At 67.8% G+C, this 15,918-nt stretch carries 16 protein-coding genes and 2 pseudogenes; 13 read left to right on the top strand and 5 right to left on the bottom strand.

All coding sequences use genetic code 11. The features are described 5' to 3' along the window. Positions 1-328 precede the first annotated feature (328 nt). Positions 329-679, top strand: coding sequence for a hypothetical protein (locus tag ACWD6P_RS09055; protein WP_451443379.1), 351 nt, complete (start codon positions 329-331; stop codon positions 677-679). A 329-nt stretch (positions 680-1,008) separates the two neighbouring features. Here ACWD6P_RS09055 and ACWD6P_RS09050 read toward each other — a convergent pair whose 3' ends face one another. Then, a complete protein-coding gene (locus ACWD6P_RS09050) occupies positions 1,009-1,182 on the bottom strand; it encodes a hypothetical protein (RefSeq protein ID WP_451443378.1) in 174 nt (57 codons plus the stop codon). 139 nt (positions 1,183-1,321) lie between these two features. On the opposite strand from ACWD6P_RS09050, the gene ACWD6P_RS09045 reads away from it, so the two are divergent. The 8 genes from ACWD6P_RS09045 to ACWD6P_RS09010 all read left to right on the top strand — a co-directional run bounded on the left by ACWD6P_RS09045 (position 1,322) and on the right by ACWD6P_RS09010 (position 7,881). Next, complete coding sequence (locus tag ACWD6P_RS09045) at positions 1,322-1,822, top strand: hypothetical protein (protein WP_451443377.1); 501 nt, start codon at positions 1,322-1,324, stop codon at positions 1,820-1,822. Between the two features lie 441 nt (positions 1,823-2,263). Further along, positions 2,264-2,758, top strand: coding sequence for a hypothetical protein (locus tag ACWD6P_RS09040; RefSeq protein ID WP_451443376.1), 495 nt, complete (start codon positions 2,264-2,266; stop codon positions 2,756-2,758). A gap of 289 nt (positions 2,759-3,047) precedes the next feature. Beyond that, positions 3,048-3,827 carry a helix-turn-helix domain-containing protein gene (locus ACWD6P_RS09035; RefSeq protein ID WP_451443375.1) on the top strand — a complete coding sequence of 260 codons (780 nt, stop codon included), beginning with the start codon at positions 3,048-3,050 and terminating at the stop codon, positions 3,825-3,827. 16 nt (positions 3,828-3,843) lie between these two features. Continuing rightward, positions 3,844-5,028 carry a M20 family metallopeptidase gene (locus ACWD6P_RS09030; RefSeq protein ID WP_451443374.1) on the top strand — a complete coding sequence of 395 codons (1,185 nt, stop codon included), beginning with the start codon at positions 3,844-3,846 and terminating at the stop codon, positions 5,026-5,028. 139 nt (positions 5,029-5,167) lie between these two features. Beyond that, on the top strand, positions 5,168-5,335 hold the full coding sequence (locus tag ACWD6P_RS09025; protein WP_451443373.1) for a hypothetical protein: 168 nt from the start codon (positions 5,168-5,170) through the stop codon (positions 5,333-5,335). Between the two features lie 94 nt (positions 5,336-5,429). Next, complete coding sequence (locus ACWD6P_RS09020; protein ID WP_451443372.1) at positions 5,430-5,636, top strand: hypothetical protein; 207 nt, start codon at positions 5,430-5,432, stop codon at positions 5,634-5,636. A gap of 28 nt (positions 5,637-5,664) precedes the next feature. Then, on the top strand, positions 5,665-7,113 hold the full coding sequence (locus ACWD6P_RS09015; protein WP_451443371.1) for an asparagine synthase-related protein: 1,449 nt from the start codon (positions 5,665-5,667) through the stop codon (positions 7,111-7,113). A gap of 357 nt (positions 7,114-7,470) precedes the next feature. After that, complete coding sequence (locus tag ACWD6P_RS09010; RefSeq protein ID WP_451443370.1) at positions 7,471-7,881, top strand: RidA family protein; 411 nt, start codon at positions 7,471-7,473, stop codon at positions 7,879-7,881. 30 nt (positions 7,882-7,911) lie between these two features. Here the strand turns inward: ACWD6P_RS09010 and ACWD6P_RS09005 are convergent. Together ACWD6P_RS09005 and ACWD6P_RS09000 are read right to left on the bottom strand one after the other, a co-directional pair. Continuing rightward, a pseudogene (locus ACWD6P_RS09005) lies at positions 7,912-8,797 on the bottom strand (IS5 family transposase). A 72-nt stretch (positions 8,798-8,869) separates the two neighbouring features. Next, a protein-coding gene (locus tag ACWD6P_RS09000; protein ID WP_451443476.1) for an IS5 family transposase occupies positions 8,870-9,702 on the bottom strand; the annotation gives its coding sequence in 2 pieces (ribosomal slippage) (positions 8,870-9,363 and positions 9,363-9,702; 834 coding nt in all). Between ACWD6P_RS09000 and ACWD6P_RS08995 the strand changes: the two are divergent. From ACWD6P_RS08995 to ACWD6P_RS08985, 3 genes and pseudogenes are all read left to right on the top strand, one after another. Continuing rightward, positions 9,629-10,105 (top strand): annotated as a pseudogene (locus ACWD6P_RS08995) (transposase); the annotation flags it as partial. The gene ACWD6P_RS09000 and the pseudogene ACWD6P_RS08995 overlap by 74 nt on opposite strands. 141 nt (positions 10,106-10,246) lie before the next feature. After that, positions 10,247-10,753 (top strand): DUF6624 domain-containing protein, encoded by a 507-nt coding sequence (locus tag ACWD6P_RS08990; RefSeq protein ID WP_451443369.1) that lies wholly within the window; start codon positions 10,247-10,249, stop codon positions 10,751-10,753. Between the two features lie 302 nt (positions 10,754-11,055). Beyond that, positions 11,056-11,829 carry an SDR family NAD(P)-dependent oxidoreductase gene (locus ACWD6P_RS08985; protein ID WP_451443368.1) on the top strand — a complete coding sequence of 258 codons (774 nt, stop codon included), beginning with the start codon at positions 11,056-11,058 and terminating at the stop codon, positions 11,827-11,829. Between the two features lie 83 nt (positions 11,830-11,912). Here the strand turns inward: ACWD6P_RS08985 and ACWD6P_RS08980 are convergent, their stop codons facing one another. Both ACWD6P_RS08980 and ACWD6P_RS08975 read right to left on the bottom strand, forming a co-directional pair. Beyond that, positions 11,913-13,139 carry a transcriptional regulator gene (locus ACWD6P_RS08980; protein WP_451443367.1) on the bottom strand — a complete coding sequence of 409 codons (1,227 nt, stop codon included), beginning with the start codon at positions 13,137-13,139 and terminating at the stop codon, positions 11,913-11,915. Between the two features lie 573 nt (positions 13,140-13,712). Beyond that, on the bottom strand, positions 13,713-14,687 hold the full coding sequence (locus tag ACWD6P_RS08975; protein ID WP_451443366.1) for a ScbA/BarX family gamma-butyrolactone biosynthesis protein: 975 nt from the start codon (positions 14,685-14,687) through the stop codon (positions 13,713-13,715). A gap of 160 nt (positions 14,688-14,847) precedes the next feature. On the opposite strand from ACWD6P_RS08975, the gene ACWD6P_RS08970 reads away from it, so the two are divergent. Beyond that, on the top strand, positions 14,848-15,561 hold the full coding sequence (locus tag ACWD6P_RS08970; RefSeq protein ID WP_451443365.1) for a ScbR family autoregulator-binding transcription factor: 714 nt from the start codon (positions 14,848-14,850) through the stop codon (positions 15,559-15,561). The last annotated feature ends 357 nt before the right edge of the window (positions 15,562-15,918 follow it).

The raw sequence follows: 15,918 nt of genomic DNA, 5'->3' as shown, positions 1-15,918 counted from the left end.
GGCTGGTCCGGACGCGGGAGGGTGGGTCCGGAAGCACGAAACGACGCGGACGCCAGTTCCACTCTTCACCTCTTGGTGTAGTCGTTCTGGCGCTTAGCGTAAAAGCGGCATTTCGGGACAGCCTCGTACCGGCCTCAGCACATGGACGGATGAAGGGGAGGCAGTGATGGTACGGAAGGTATGCGCTGCGGCAACGACGACTCGGACCACCCTCAGAGGCAGGACCGGCCGTGCGTGGGCTCGTGTGGCGGCCTGCGCGGTTACGGCGTTGGCCGTGGCAGGGGGGTTTGCGTCGGCCCCTGCTTCCGCAGCCACAGCCACAGCCATCGTGAAATACGACTACGTCGGCGGCTGGCCCTCAAACAGCTACCACGTCACAGCTCACGTGACCGTCAAGAGCGACGACGGTGACCACTACACGATCGAAGGGGAGTTGACGGGCGATTGCTACCTCGCCGCTGGCGTCAGTCAGTACATGGGCCTGGAATACGCCAGCAGCCGTGAATCCTGGAAAAGGATCGAGGAACCTTGCGACCACTCCGGAAGAAGCGTCGCTTTCAGGGGGAGCGGTATTTTGTCCGTGTCGGGTGACGGGAAGGTGCACCTGAGGGCCGGCGCCTGGGGCGGTACGGTCATTGGGACTTGGGGCTGGGGTGACACGACCATCGTTGTCGTCTGACAGCGATGATGCAATCGGCGGCACCGCAGGGCGTTGACCGTGTGCGCCATGGGCGTGAGTGCTTTCCTGTCCCAGATGTCGGTGCGGGGCCGACTTCCCTGGGACAGGCGCCAGGGCATGATTGTGATCAGTGTCCAGTTCAGGTGGGCTTCGCAGTGCTGGGGAAGGCGTTCATAGTCGCGCACGTTGCGTCGGGCGTTCATGATCCAGCCGATGGACTGGTCGACTCTCCAGCGGCGGGCAGGACGATGAAGCCTTTGCTGCCCCGGGACCATAGAACGGGCCGCAGGGATAACCGCAGTTGGCCTGCGATCCGTTCGGGCAGCAGGTTACGGGCGTAGGCGGAGGACCGTCGTCCACGTGCGCAGCCAGTCCAGGGCATCGTCGAGCCGGCCGACGGCCTCCTCGGTCCCGGCAAACGGCAGGAACAGCTCGTCGAGGGCGAAGGCGTGCGACCACACCGGCCCGCCTTCGGGTACGGCACCGCGATCCGAGGACTCCACGAGCCCACCTCACCGCAGTCCCGCCGTACCGACGGCCAGACCACCAGAAATCCGACTCTTGGGCCCTGTTCGCGCTACCCTGCCCACCCGCACGCTCAACTGGTCAACTACGACGCTCAGTCACACGTACCGTGGCTCGGTGGGAAACGTATTTGGTGGTGGGGAACAGAGCCTGTACCTGTCCAACGGCGGCACGGAGGCCTTCATCGACGTGCTGATGCTGGCGGTATCTGATCTTGCTGATGACGTGTGGGACTACCGCTTCGCGACACTTCTGACGCTGCAGGACCAGAACGTGATGGGGCGAGGAGCCGTCGGATTCAACCTGCAAGACATCGCGTGGGGCCCCACTGCGTGCGCACGTGCCCGCTCGAAGGACTTCGTGCTGCGCGCCACCGCACTGGCGTTGAGCCGCCACCGCTGGAGCGAGCTGGGTTACGTCCCTTCCTTCGCCCAGGACTACCTGTCCCAGTTCAAAGCGATGGTCGAGTCCTTCGTACCGGCCGACGACGCTCACCTCGCCCGAGGCTTCCCCGGCCCCGAGGAACGTGCGATGGCCTCATGCCTGCAACACCGGATCCTTAGCGCGCTGCCGCACTGGGACGGATGTTTCCTCTGCACCAAGCCAAGACAGGCTTGAGCATTCGAGTTGGCGAGCGCCGACACCTGCGGCGCTCAGTCACAGTCAGTGTTTCCGCTGACATTCGATGCGGAGCGACAGACACGGCTGAGGGCCCGGCGATTGTCGGGCCCTCAGGTCTTGGTCGGACGGTCAGCCAGTGGCCGGGTAGGCGATCAGCGTGCGGTGCTCGGCCTCGTCGAGGGCAACGCCGGTGTACTCGTTGACGGCGATCGGGGCGGTGCCGGGGGATGTGCTGTGGTCGGCACCGGCCGGTCGGCATCGGTCTTGGCGTCCAGGGCGACGGGGCCGTTGCCGGTCGTGCCGTAGACGACGCCGTGCCAGGCGGCTGTGACGGTGGGGTCGCCGTCCAGTGGCAGCAAGCATCAGGTGGGGACTGGGCCGTCTACGCCGCCGACGTCAGCCAGCGCAACCGCGCTCATCAGCAAGGAGAAGACGTACATGCCTCTCGATGACCAGCCCGCGTGGGCTTTGCTGCGGGAACTCGATGATCCGGACTACATGGAAGTCCCCCGCGGTTATGACCACACGGCCACCCGGGCCCGGTTCGACCAGCTTGCAGCCCGTCTGAACCAGCGGTTCCAGTGCACCTGCACCGTCGACCGCCAGGTCCAAGACGCAAGCCATCACGGGACGATTGTGCTCCCGGCAACCGCCACTGATAGCGCCGAGCACATCACTGTGGCCATCAGCAACTTCGGAAACTTGGCTGCCGTGACCTTGGGCAATCCTGGGAGCTACGACGAGGAAGAGGAACAGGAGCTCTTCGAGGACACAGACCGCCACCGCGTCGACGACGAGCTCAGAGCACTCGGCTACATCCCCGTCTCGGAGCACCTGCTCCGGACGAGGTACGACGGCGCCAGCGACCTCGTCTCTTACTACCCACCCGAGCATCCCCCGACGTGGTGGATGCGGTTCTTCGACTACCTGTGACCCCCGCTTCTGCAGCGTCCTTGGCCGGGGCATTCGGAGACTTCCATCCCGCAGCCGCGGACCGTCCCTCCAACATTCGTGTCCTTCCCACTCGGCCGCAGCCATCTCCACGTGCCGTCACGTTCGCAGCAACACGTAGTGCCAGTCACTGACGAACAATCAAGCCTCGTCCGCTGGTGCGGGATGCGGCCAGTCGTATGCGGGGATGAGTACGAAGGACGCCGATGAAGGGGGAACGTGCGGTGGAATCCATATGCGCTGAACCGACCATGGATCACCAGGCGGGAGGATGATCGTGGCCGGGCTGACAAGCGGAGAGTCGGCACTGAGACATGCCCGTACGGCACGGAACCTGACGCTGGAGGAGGCCGCCGATTCCCTGAACGAGATCACCGGGGGCGCGACTGACGCGAGTCTGCTCAGCGCGTGGGAGACCGGGCGACGCCGGACCGGGGCGAAGAACCGGGCCGGGTTGTGCCAGCTGTACCGGGAACGCCCGGAAATGCTGTTCGCCCACCAGGACGGGGAAGCCACCAGCGTGCTGGAGACCTCCGGCACGGCGGTCGTCGTCAAGGTCCTCACCCGCTGGACCGACCTGATCGAAGCCATGGTCAGCGTTGCCTCCTGCGCCCGCGAACAGCTGGTCGTCACCGGCAGCCGGAGCCGGGAGAAGGCGTATCTGGCGGCGATCGAGACGGTGGTGGCCCAGCACCCCGACCTGGTCCACTATCGGGTGCTTTACGGCCCGCCCCGGCATCGCACGCTCGCCGACCACCTGGTGCGGCTGCTGGAGCTGCGTGACCCGTCCGCCCGCCGCAACGGCGTCAAGACGCTCCACATCGGGATGGTCGAACCGGCGGCGGCGCTGGAACGCTTCTTCGTGGCCTCGGAGACACAAGCGGTCGTGCCGCTGCCGTCCTTCCACGGCGCGGAAGGGTTCGACTGCGGCGCCATACTCAGCCGGGAGGCCGCGGTGGGTCTGGTCCACCATGGGCGGGAGGCGTGTGCTTCGGCGCAGCCGGTGGAGACGATCGAGGCCGTCCGCGCGCTGCCGGTCCGGCACAACTGATGTGGTGGGGAGAAGCGTGAGCGAGAACCTTCAGCAGACTCGGATGGCGTCCGTGACCGAGCTCGCCCAGGAACTGATCCGGCGGCCGAGCCGAGGTGGGATCGATGACTACGGACCGGTCCTCGGCGTGCTGGAGGACTGGCTCACCGATCGCGCCGTACCGCACCGCCGTCTGAACGACGACGCAGGTGAGCTGGTGGGGCTGCTCGTGGAGATCCCCGGGGGCCGGCCGGGCCGGTGGTGGGCACTGGATGCCTGCGTAGACACCGCCCCGTACGGCGACGAGACCGCCTGGTCCTTCCCCCCGGACTCCGGGGAGGTACGACAAGGATGGCTCCTTGGTAGGGGGTCGGCTGATTCCAAGCTGGCCGCCGCGATGTTCTGCCATATCGCCGCCGACCTGCTGCCCCGGGCCGCTGACCTGCACGGTGGGCTCGCCGTGCTGCTGGACGTAGACGAGCACACCGGCGGCTTCGGTGGAGCCCGCGCCTACCTGGCCGACAAAGCCGCGGCCCGCCCGGCCGGGGTGATGATCGGCTACCCGGGCCTGGAGGAGGTCGTGGTCGGCGGCCGGGGCCTGTGGCGAGCCGCCGTCGCAGTCCATGCCCCCTCCGGGCACTCCGGGTCCAGCCGCACCGTGGTCGGTGCCATCTCCCGCGCCGCACATCTCGTACGTCTCCTCGACGCAGCCGATCTGCCCGGCGTTGATGGTGGGTCGGGATTCCCGTTGCCGCCGAAGCTGTCGGTCACCTCCTTCCACGGTGGTCAGGGCTTCTCGGTCACCCCTGACCTGTGCGAGCTCAACGTCGACATCCGTACCACCCCGACCTTCGACGCCCACGATGCCGAGACTCTGATCCGCAAGGCCGTCGCCGAGCTCGACGCGGAACTGCCTGCACCGAAGCCCACTGAGATCACCCCGGTCGCCAGCTGGCCGCCCTTCCGCCTCCGAGAAGACGAACAGCCCGCTGCCGCACTCCTCACCACCGCCGCCGAGGCCGGCCTTGTGGTGCGGGCGAAGACCGCGGGCCCCTCCAACATCGGCAACCTGCTGGCCGGAGAGGGTATCCCTGCCACCGCTGGCTTCGGCCTGCCGTACGAGGGGCTGCACGGCATCGACGAACGCGCCCACCTTGCCGAGCTGCCCCAGGTCTACGCCGTCTATCAGCGGGCCGTCCTCGACCTCCTCCGGGCGGGCTGACACTTCCCAGGCGTGTCCCAGATTTCTCCCAGATCCACTCCCAGCAAGTCCCCAACTCCGTCTCTGGGAACGGATCTTCGATCGCGGTGACATAGAGGCAGCACAACCTCCACATCACCGATGACAAGGGAGACCGGCCATGGCCGAGCAGACCACCATCACCACCAAGCCCACCCAGGACAAGCCCACGACGGCGCCCAGCACCGGCGAGTTCGCGCCGCAGATCAGCACCCACCAGGTGGCCACCCTCACCCTGGGCCGCCAGGTGTTCAACGACTCGGACAAGTCCAACTACTTCGAGGGCTGACAAGCCCAGGACCTCACGGACCAACCCGGGGGCCGGCCGCACGACGGTCGGCCCCCGGCCGCGTCACAGGGCTGATTGAAGGGGAGGCAAGCAGATGGAACAGGAGTGGCTGACCGGCGGCACGGCCGCCGTGGACGGAGCGGTGATCGAAGGGCTCGGAGACCTGCGCCGGACTCCCGGCGCACGGGTGCGGGCGGCCTGCGAGGGGCCGGTCGGCCTCGCGGTCGTGGGCGACTGCCCCGTCACCCAGGAGGAGCTGAAGGCTGCCCTTCCGGCGGTCCGGTTGGGCCCGGTGGGCTGAACTCACCTGGTGGCCCGGCTCGTACTGGGTGGTCGCCGACGACGGGCGGCAGCGGTTCGTGTGCGGCGACCTGGCGGGCATCCGGGCCGTTTACTACACGCTGCGTGGCGACGAGGGGGCGGCGTGGGCGAGCCAGGCCCGCCTCCTGGAGCAGGACAAGCCACTCACGCCGGACCTGCCGCTGCTGGCGGCCCGGCTCACCGTGAGCGAGCACCACTGGCCCCACCGCACCCCGCACGAACAGATCCGCGTGGTGCCCGGCGGCTTCGGGCTGCTGCTCGCGCCAGAGGCACCGCCGCAACTCGTCGACGTCACCGGCGTCGATCCCGTCGACGAGCTCCGCGACGGGGCTGTCCGGTTCGGACAGGCGCTGACCGAGGCCGTCCAGCACCGGGTCCGTGCCACCGGCGGCGTGGTGGGCGCGGACCTCTCGGGCGGGCTGGACTCCTCGGCGGCCGTCGTGCTCGCCGCCGAGGCCGGGACCGTGCACGCGGTGACCTACACCGACGGCTACACCAGCGGGGAGGACATGGCGTTCGCCTCCCGCATCGCCGAGCACACCGGCGCCCGGCACACGGTCGCCACCGGAGGCGACGAGCAACTGCCGTTCGGCTTCCCCGCCGGACAGCCGCCCGAGGCGGAGCCGGTGCTGGAGGCGGCCATGTACGCAATGGACGCCTGCTACCTGCACCCCGTGCAGGGGCTGCCGCTTCACTTGACCGGGCACGGCGGGGACATCGTCCTCGATGCATCCAGTTCCTGCTGGGTCCGCCTTCTGCAGGACGGCCACCGCCGCGACGCCCACCGGCAGGTGACAGCATTCGCCCGGCTCCGTAACACCGCGCCGGGGCCGTACTGGAAGGCCCTCAAACAGGCCGCTGACCTCGGGCGGAGCGGCGCCCTGGAGCGTGCCGCCGAGGCCCTGGAGCGCGGCCCGGTCACGCCGCAGAAGGCGGCCGCCGGATGGTCGTGGTGCCGTCTGGGGGCCGGAGCGTCCTGGCTGACCGGCCACGGCCGTCACGAGGTCGCCGTGCTGCTGCGGCAGGCCGCCCACGACGAACAGCAGCCGGCGCAGGCGGACGAGTTCGACCAATGGGCTGCCCTGCGGTCGGTGGGCGCCTCGGCTCGCGGCTGGGCCCCCTACGGCCACGCGCTCGGCGTACGGCCGGTGTACCCGTACCTGGACAACCAGGTTGTACGGGCCGCGTTCGCCGTGCCGGCCCTCGCCCGGCGGGGCCTGGTGGCCTACAAGCCGCTGCTGCGGGCCGCGCTGCCGCAACTGCCCGACTGGCTGACTTCGCGCCGCTCGAAGGGCTCGTTCAGCCCAGCGCATCGCCGGACTCGCCCGCCACCGCGCCCGGCTCGACGAGCTGGTCCACACAAGCCCCTTGGTGGCGTCTGGGCTCATCAACCCTACGGCCGTCGGCACGGTGCTCGCGCAGGCGGCCCGGGGTCAGAGCGCCACGGCCATCGCTGACCTGCACCAGCTGCTCGTGACGTGCTGGTGGCTGACCGGTCAGCCGACCGTATTGGGGGCGCCGTGCTGATCCCCGCCCCTCATGTCCTCGCGGCCCGTCCAGGGATGCCCGGCCCAGGGCGGGCCCCCTGTTGGCCGTTGCCGGAAGTGGATCACGTCGTTGGGTTAGGGCCTGTCCTGCGGATCATGCCTGGGATGCGGCACGCTCGCGTAGGTGGGCGACCATCACCCGAGCTGTGCCGAGGCGGACTTGCAAGCCCTCGGGAATGAATCTCAGGATCTCGTGGCTGTCGATCAAGCCGGGGTGATCACAGCTGCCCGGCTCCGCTTGTGCAGTTTTGAGGGAGTGTCAGCAATATGTCCGTCACACAGCCTGCCGCCGAGCGCGTGCGCGTCTCCGCGGAACCCGACTGGTACGACTCGGCCGGTATCTCGCTCGGCGTCCGGGTCGGGAACTTGGTCTTCACATCAGGGCAGGCGCCGATCGATGCCCAGGGAGCCACGGTCGGCGACGGGGACTTCGAGACGCAAGCCCGTCAGGCGCTCGCGAATCTGTCGACGGTCCTCACAAACGCGGGCTCCAGCCTCGCCGACGTAGTCAAGGCGACCGTGTTCGTCACGGACATAGCGCAGCAGGACATCTTTGCCAAGTTGCGCGCGGAACACTTCCCGGACAAGCCTCACCTCGCGGAGTCGTTCGTAGAGGTCTCCTCACTCGCCAACCCTGAGTGGATGATCGAGATTGAGGCCATCGGACTCGTCCGGTGATGCCGGGTACTCACAGGCTCTTCGGCGGCTTTAAGAGCCAAGCCACAGGCGAATTGCTGCGACGGTCACGGTGCCATGAAAGATGTAGGCCCTCTTGTCGAACCTCGTAGCCACCGCCCGGAAGTTCTTCAACGCATTGATCGTCCGCTCAACTTCGTTCCTGCGCTTGTAGATCGTCTTGTCGAAGGCGGCGGGCCGGCCGCCCCTGCTGCCCCGGCGTTGGCGGTTGGCCCGCTGGTTCTTCGGTTCGGGGATGGTGTGCTTGATCTGGCGACGTCGCAGGTAGCGGCGGTTGCGCCGGGAGGAATACGCCTTATCGCCGCCCAGGTGGTCGGGCCGGGTGCGCGGACGCCCGCCACCCGGGCGGTGGACACGTATGCGTTCCATGACCGGGATGAGCTGCGGGGCGTCGCCCCACTGGCCCGGCGTGATCAGCAGCACCAGCGGGCGGCGCCCGCCCTCACCGGCGAGATGAATCTTGCAGGTCAGGCCGCCCCGGAACGTCCGAGTCCCTCGTCAGGGCGGTGCTGCCGGGGGCGTGCGCGTGCGTCTTTCCCCTCACTCGCGGCGCTGTTCTGCGGGCCCCGGAGACATGCTGGTGGGCCCGGCAGGAGGTGGAGTCCACACTCACCATCGACCAGTCGATCCGGCCTTCCGCGTCGGCGTCGGCCAGGACGGACGCGAAGACCCTGTCCCACGTACCGTCCGCCGACCAGCGCCTGTGCCGCTCGTACACGGTCTTCCAGGGGCCGAAACGCGCGGGCAGATCCCGCCAGGGCGCCCCGGTGCGCTGCCGGTATAAGACCCCATTGATGATCCTGCGGTGGCTGACCCAACGGCCCCCGTGCCTCCCGGACTTCGGCAGGTGCGGCTTCAGCCGGAACCACTCTGAGTTCGACAGATCTCCCCGCCCCATGACCATGCCAACGACCCGAGACCACGACGGTCACAAGATCCGTCGGACAGGCCCTAGGTTGTGTCCGCAATGTCAGGGCAGCCATAGCCGTAGGCAGGCGATGGTGACCATGGCTTGGTAGTGGCGGGCGTGTTTGTCGTAGCGGGTGGCGAGGGCTTTGTTGTGTTTGAGCCGGTTGAAGCAGCGTTCGACGACGTTGCGGCGCCGGTAGGCCGCCCGGTCGAGCCGGCACCGGCTCTCGCCCCGCCGGATGCGGCCGTTGATCTGGTCGATCCGCTCCGGGATCGCTGCTTTGACACCTCGCTGCCTCAGGTAGTTGCGGATCTTCGTGGACGAGTAGCCCTTGTCTGCGACGACCCGGTCGGGTCGTGTCCTGGGGCGGCCGGGCCCGCAGCGTTCGATGCGGATGCGGGCCATGACCGCTTCGAACTGGGTGCAGTCGTTGACGTTCCCGGCGGTGAGGGTGAAGGCCAGCGGCCTGCCCTGTCCGTCGCAGGCGAGGTGGATCTTCGTGGTCAGTCCGCCGCGGGACCGGCCGATCGCCTCGCCCGGCCAGGACTGCCCCCTTTTCGGGCCCCGGCCGCATGCTGGTGGGCCCGCACGGTGGTCGAGTCGATACACACGATGGTCCAGTCGACGGCGCCGACGGCATCGGAGTGCTGTTGGAGGTGGGCCAGCAGGCGGTCCCAGGTGCCGTCGGCGGACCAGCGGCGGAAGCGTTCGTAGACCGTCTTCCACGGCCCGTACCGCTCGGGCAGGTCCCGCCAGGCCGCCCCGGTGGACAGCTTCCACAGAATCCCGTTGAGGACCTGACGCCGGTCGCGGACCGGCCTGCCCATCCGCGACGGAGCCAGCAACGGCTCGATCACCGACCACGACTCATCAGTCAGCTCATGTCGACGCACCACGAACAGACCAACGAACCAACCACTTTGCGGACACGCCCTAGCGGACCTCCCACGCCGGAGCGGCCTGACCAGCAAGATCCACCTCGCCGGGGAGGGCGGACGCCGTCCCCTGGCCTTGTTGCTCATTTCGGGGCACCGGGGTGACGCCCCACAGTTCATCCCGGTAATGAAGCGTGTCTGTGTGGCCCGTCCGGGCGGTGGGCATCCGCGCACTCGTCCAGATCATCTGGGCGGCGACAAGGCGTACTCCTCGCGCCGTAACCGGCGTTACCTGCGCCGACACCAGATCAAGCACACCATCCCCGAACCGAGGAAGCAGCGGACCAACCGACGCAGCCGGGGCAGTAAGGGTGGTCGCCCTACCAGCTTCAACAAGGAGATCTACAAGCGCCGCAACGAAGCTCTGGCTTCGGGGATAGATCCATTATCGCGGTCCGCGGAGGTGCCTGTCACCGTTCTCCGGAATGATCTTTACGCCCGTTATGCACTCATAGGGTTACGGGGACCGAGCACGACGTACTGACCTGATGGGGAGTCGAGAGTGGCGCACGACGTGGCCGCGCTGGCGGAGGAACTCACCTCCATGGCCGCGGCCGATCACCAGTCCTCAGTCCACGCCAACAGTGATGATCCCGCCGAGCAGTTGGCGTGGCGACGGCTTACTGCGCGGCATGGTGACCGACTCGGCGAGGTCATGGATGAGTACGGCTGGCCTACGGCGGAACTGGTCGGCGAGGAGGCCGCCCGTGCGGCGTGGCTGATCGCTCAGCACGCCGATCGGCAGCTTGACGTTCAGCGACGCGCTCTGCGGTTGATGCAGGAGGCGGTGTCGGCAGGCGCGGCCAGCCCGCGGGAGCTGGCCTTTCTGCTTGACCGCACGCGGGTCAATGAGGGGCGCAAACAGATCTACGGCACACAGATCGCTGGCGTGAAGGACGGAGCACCGGTTCCGTGGCCCTGTGAAGAGCCCGAGCGCATGGACGAACTCCGGGTCGAAGTCGGCATTGAGCCCTTCGATGAGTACGTTGGCAAGTTCTCCATGGCCTGACGCCGGCCGCGTGCTGTGGGTCATGGCACCCCGGGGCCGGGGATCATCTGCCGTGGGCAAGATCAACCGTCGTGTCTTGTAAGGAAGTTGGGGAGGTGTGGCGGTTGTGGCGGGAGGGGGCGGAGTCGTTCATCGCCGGTGCTTTCCTGTCTCGCGGCGGCCGAAGCTGCGCTCTCCTGGTGTGGACCAAGTGGCCCCGGCTGCCGGGTTCGAGGAGTGCAATGGGTGGGTGACAGCGGCTGAATATTTGGTTCCGTTTAATGGGTATATCGGCTGACCTCGTGAGATGGCAGAATCCCGGCATGACTCATCAGAACGGTCTTCTGTCCGGCAAGGTTTCCCTCATCACTGGGGCTAGCAGTGGTATTGGCGCGGCGACCGCGAAGACTTTTGCAGAAGAAGGTGCGACGGTGGTGCTTGCGGCCCGCCGGGAGGACCGCCTCTCCGCTCTCGTATCGGAGATTCGTCAGGCAGGAGGCGAGGCGGCGTACATCACTACGGATGTGTCTCAGGAAGAGGATGTGAGACGTGCCATTGAATTCACCATAGAGAGATACGGGCGCCTGGATCTGGCGTTCAACAACGCGGGCGTCGGTTGTGACCACGAGTCCCTGCACCTGATGAAACAGGATACGTACGACGAAGTCATGGGAATCAATGTCCGTGGTGTGTGGCATTGCATGCAACACGAGATTTCCGCGATGCTCCGCAATGGCGTGGGCGGATCGATCGTCAACAACAGCAGTGTCGGCGGACTGCAGGCGATCCCTGCCGGAGCGCCGTACATCGCCTCCAAGCACGCCGTGATCGGGCTGACCAAGGCAGCTGCGGCCGAGTACGCGGAGCATGGCATCCGCGTCAACTCCGTGGCGCCCGGCACGACCCGTACCGAGATCATTGCCGGCTGGTTCGACCGGACTCCCGGGCTGGAGGAGCAGCTGCACCAAGCGACTCCCCAGGCCCGTACCGCCGAACCCGAGGAGATAGCCCAGGCCGTCGCCTGGTTGTGCAGTGACCGGTCCTCCTTCGTCACCGGCGCGGTGGTACCCGTGGACGGGGGATACACCCTGGTCTGACGTCCGGTGCCGGGGACTCCCGGGCCGGTTGTCATGGGCCCGTCGCACATCGCGAGCGGGCCCGCCAGGCCGTACGGGCCACCTCATGAGCCCTCCGCACCGAACATGGCCTGTGCGTAGGCCCGATTGACCGTGTTGCTCCCGAGGAGGCGGTCGAACGCAGCTGCCGCCTCGTCCCAGTCAGGCTGGCTGCGGGCGCTGACCAGCAGTTCTCTCCCCAGCGTGTCGGGCAGTTCTCGACCCAGTGTGTCGGGCAGTTCGACGCCTTCGGGCTGAGGGCGGATCTCTTCCGGAGCACCCTGGCCGGAGGCTGTCCGCCCGGAGGCTGTCCGACGGGAGGCGAGCCGGGACAGGCCCTGGCGCAGTCCCTCTCGGATGGCCGCGGATACCGCCGGCGGGGGGCCGGACTCCTCGTAGGCGTACTCGCGCCGCTGCAGGGCAGCGCTGTGGCGTGAGTCCCGGTCCTGTTCCGCGGCCTCCCTGCGTGCCGCGGCTGACCAGATCTTCTCGGCTCCCCGCAGGCGGTAGGCGAGGAACGCCGACGGGCGATGGATGCGCCGTGCGGGGGCCGCCAGGTTCAGCCAGGCGATGACCTCGCTCGCGGACCAGCCCGCGTCGGAGACATGCCGCGCGACCCAGGCAATCCGCGGAACGGCTGCCCGATGCAGCCACGGTACGCGTCGTACGAGCTCGGCAGCCAGACGGTAGCGGCGAGCAACGAAGTTCCCCCGGCCGCGCCGCTGCGGCGGCGAAGTCGCTTCGCGCTCCCTCTCAGAGGGAGGAGTATTACGGTCCGCAGAAGAGCGACATGAGGTACGTACCTCCTTTGGGGTGCAACGCGACCGTCCGGTTCGCTTCGTGCGGCGCCTCCTCCTCTGCCCTGCCGCAGCCTTGGTGGCCAATGCGGCGATCAGCTTCCGGCCGCTCTCGGCGATGCCGACCACGCGCCGCTGAATGCCTTCTCCGAGAGTCCTGATGCCCACAGCCGTGTCGAACTCCACGGGAATGACGCGGGCGAACTCCGAAGCCAGTGCGGGAAGTCCAGCCCTTCGTCCGCCTTTGCAGATATAGGCCAAGAGGCCCGTGTCCCTCAGGGCGGCCAGGTGGTACTGAACTGTTCGCTCACTGACTTTCAGACGCCGCATCAGGTAGGCGATACCGGGTCGGCACGGATTCAGTTCAGCCAGAACTCGCGCCAGTCGCAAGGTGGTTGCGTGAAAACGCGGATGCAGTCCCGCCTCGTATGCCCAGTGCACGGCCTGCAGCCATGAAGAGGAGTCCCCGGCGAGCCGCCCCGTCGTGGTGGTCACCCACTGGTGCGTGGACGGCACCATGACCGTGCCCGGGTGGTACGGGGAGCGTTCAGCGGGAACCGGCTGTGCAGGCCGATCTGTCTCAGGGCCGTCCAGGGGCTGACAAGACGCGGGTCGGTGAGTCATAATGCGCAAGTTCTCCTTTACGGGAGGCAGTCGGAGCTCTGGCAGGCTTCGGGGTTCGGAAGAACCGTGGATGTTCGCTCGCGGCCGGGTTGGTTCCCCGGTGCGGGCCTGCGTCGGCCGAGTGGGCACTCGGTTTGACGGTTAATCGGTCTAACGAGCGAGTCGCGATCCCGGTGCGGTAACACCGGGAAAACGGCCGGGTTTGTTACCGGCGCCCCTTGCGGGGCAGCGGTCTCAGGCCTTACGCGTTACCGCCTACGTGTCCTTTCGTTCCGCATACGGCCCTGGCACTGGTGCCAGGGCCGTACGCGTGTGCGGGGGCTCACCCCGCGTGTGACACGGCCGCGCGGCAGACGGGGAAGGGGCCGGCGGGTGCCGCCGACTGCGAGGGTGTGGCGGTAGGCAGCGCGCACACCGCTGAGATCCCGCGGCGATCGCCGGTCATCAGCAGGCGGGGCCCGTGAGGACGGTGGTGAACACCGTTTCGCCGTCCTGGTGGCCGGTCACGCGCACTGCGGCGGTGGCCTCGTCCTCGGCGGCGGCAGGCCGCGCTTCGATCCAGCACGGGCTGTCGAACTCGACGTAGCGGTCGAAGACCGTGGTGACGGCCGACGGCCGGAAGGTCCCCCGTGACGTCACCAGGCGGGCGGCTTGCTGGGCGGCCTCGATCAGGACGAGTCCGGGAACGTGATCGACCGGGTGGTCGTACAGCGCGGTGTTGCGGAAGTCACTGCGCAGGAGCCACCGGCCGGCCTTGTCCGTGGGAGTCAGCGCCACCTCGACATCGGTGGCGCAGTCCACCTGGGCCGGCGGGACGGGAGCCGGTAGCGGCGGCTGGTCACGCACCGCCTCGGCGTGCACGCCCCGGAGGCGGCGGTAGACCCCCGGGGGAATCCACTCGAAGCTGGTGGCCGCCGTGCCGACCTGCTGCCCCTCATGGTGGATGCTCATCGTCATGCGCAGACCGCTGATGGAGCTGCCCCGCGACTTGGTGATTTCGCAAAGAACTTTAAGAATCAGGGTCGCCGGTTTTTTTTCAGCCTCCAGACGTTCCAGGTCGAAGGCGAAGTCGAAGGTGCGCAGCAGCACCGCATGCGACAGCGGAGCCCCGAACTCCGCGTGTGCGAGCAGCAGTCCCGCCTGCCGCACCGTCTGGGCGGCCTTCATGGACCCGCTGCGGAACCCGCGGCCCGGCACCCCGCTGTCCGGCGCTGGCCACCTGGCCGTGACCTGGAACTCCATGGCGCCGGTGCAGTGCCAGCCGGTCAGCAACACGGAGTCGCCGTACCGGAGATGGACGAATTCCTTGGGTACTCGCGGACTCTGTTCGATGGCGCGTCGCGGCGCAGGGAGCGGCAGGCTCCCGTGCGGTGCGACAGAGCTGTGTGTACGGTCGAGCCTCAGCGACGGCCTGGACATAGGTGTCCCCCCTAGGTACCTCAAAGCAACAGAGCTTCGGATGGCTGGTGATAAGATACGTACTACCCGGTTTGATTTTCAATGCGGTGCCGCACCGCGCTACGGAGCGCTCGCTCGAGCGGGGAGGCAAAGCGCATGCGGTAGCAGGGAGAGTGTGGTCATGGCGAAACAGGCACGAGCGATACAGACGCGTCGGCAGATCTTGGATGCGGCGGGCCTTGTGTTCGACCAGCTCGGATACGAGTCCGCGACCATCACGGAGATCATCGCGCGGGCGGGCGTAACGAAGGGAGCCCTCTACTTCCACTTCGACTCCAAGGAAGCCGTGGCCCGCGGTGTGCTGAACGAGGCCGTCACCACCGAGGGCGTCGTGCCGCAGGACTCCAAACTGCAGGAGTGCGTGGATGTGGGGATGGTGCTCGCTCATCGACTCCCCCGAGAGCCGATGCTGAGTGCCGCCATCCGCCTGTCGGCCGACCAGAAGGCCCGCGCGCTGTTCGGCACCTCCTGGACGCCCTGGGTCGCCTTCATGGGAGAGCTGCTCGCTCAGGCCAAGGAGCGGGGCGAGCTGCTGCCGCACACCGTTCCGGAGGAAACCGCGATGGTCATCGTCGCGGCATGGACCGGTATGGAGATCGTCACCTCCGATCTCAAGGACGGTGAGTGCCTCCAGCACCGGGTTGCCAGGGTCTACGACCACATTCTCCCCAGCATCGCCGTGCCGGGTGTGCTGGCCAAGCTGGACACCTCGCCGGACCGCGGCACCCGGATCTGGCAGGCCCACCAGGAACAGGCCCACCAGGAACAGGCACGCCGGGACGTGGAAACCGACGGAAGAGCCGACGGAAGCATCGGTTTGCCGATGTCCGCCTGAGGCACCGTCTTCCGCGGCGCCCCGGAACCCTCCCGTCACCGCCGTGACGGCAAGCGCGCCTCCGCAGAGCGGTTGCGGGAGGGTTCCGGGGCGCGCGTGGTGGGCGCGCGTGGTCGGATCTCGCGCTGAACCTTCTACGGCGTTGATGATCTGCTCAGAGATCTGCGTACGGCCCCGGGCCCGCGTCGGCCCGGCGGCATCCGCCCTCGACGGGTCATCCGGTCATCCGGCTGAGAGCCGTTGGGGGAGCGCTCCAGGGGGGCTGGAGAATACGGGCGACTCGTCTCGTGCACCGCTACTGTGCCGAGCAGGGCGAAGGTGTTTCGCTGTGTGAGAGTTTCGCTGGGTAGGGGAAGG

Source organism: Streptomyces sp. NPDC002446, from assembly GCF_053595675.1.
The sequence above is the reverse complement of the archived record's forward strand: the minus strand, read 5'-3'. Positions and strand labels throughout refer to the sequence as shown.

Bases quoted from the DNA above. Each gene is read 5' to 3' on its own strand.
- ACWD6P_RS09040 (WP_451443376.1), top strand. From the start codon at position 2,264: ATGCCTCTCGATGACCAGCCCGCGTGGGCTTTGCTGCGGGAACTCGAT.
- ACWD6P_RS09035 (WP_451443375.1), top strand. From the start codon at position 3,048: ATGATCGTGGCCGGGCTGACAAGCGGAGAGTCGGCACTGAGACATGCC.
- ACWD6P_RS09025 (WP_451443373.1), top strand. From the start codon at position 5,168: ATGGCCGAGCAGACCACCATCACCACCAAGCCCACCCAGGACAAGCCC.
- ACWD6P_RS09020 (WP_451443372.1), top strand. From the start codon at position 5,430: ATGGAACAGGAGTGGCTGACCGGCGGCACGGCCGCCGTGGACGGAGCG.
- ACWD6P_RS09010 (WP_451443370.1), top strand. From the start codon at position 7,471: ATGTCCGTCACACAGCCTGCCGCCGAGCGCGTGCGCGTCTCCGCGGAA.
- ACWD6P_RS08985 (WP_451443368.1), top strand. From the start codon at position 11,056: ATGACTCATCAGAACGGTCTTCTGTCCGGCAAGGTTTCCCTCATCACT.
- ACWD6P_RS08975 (WP_451443366.1), bottom strand. From the start codon at position 14,687: ATGTCCAGGCCGTCGCTGAGGCTCGACCGTACACACAGCTCTGTCGCA.
- ACWD6P_RS08970 (WP_451443365.1), top strand. From the start codon at position 14,848: ATGGCGAAACAGGCACGAGCGATACAGACGCGTCGGCAGATCTTGGAT.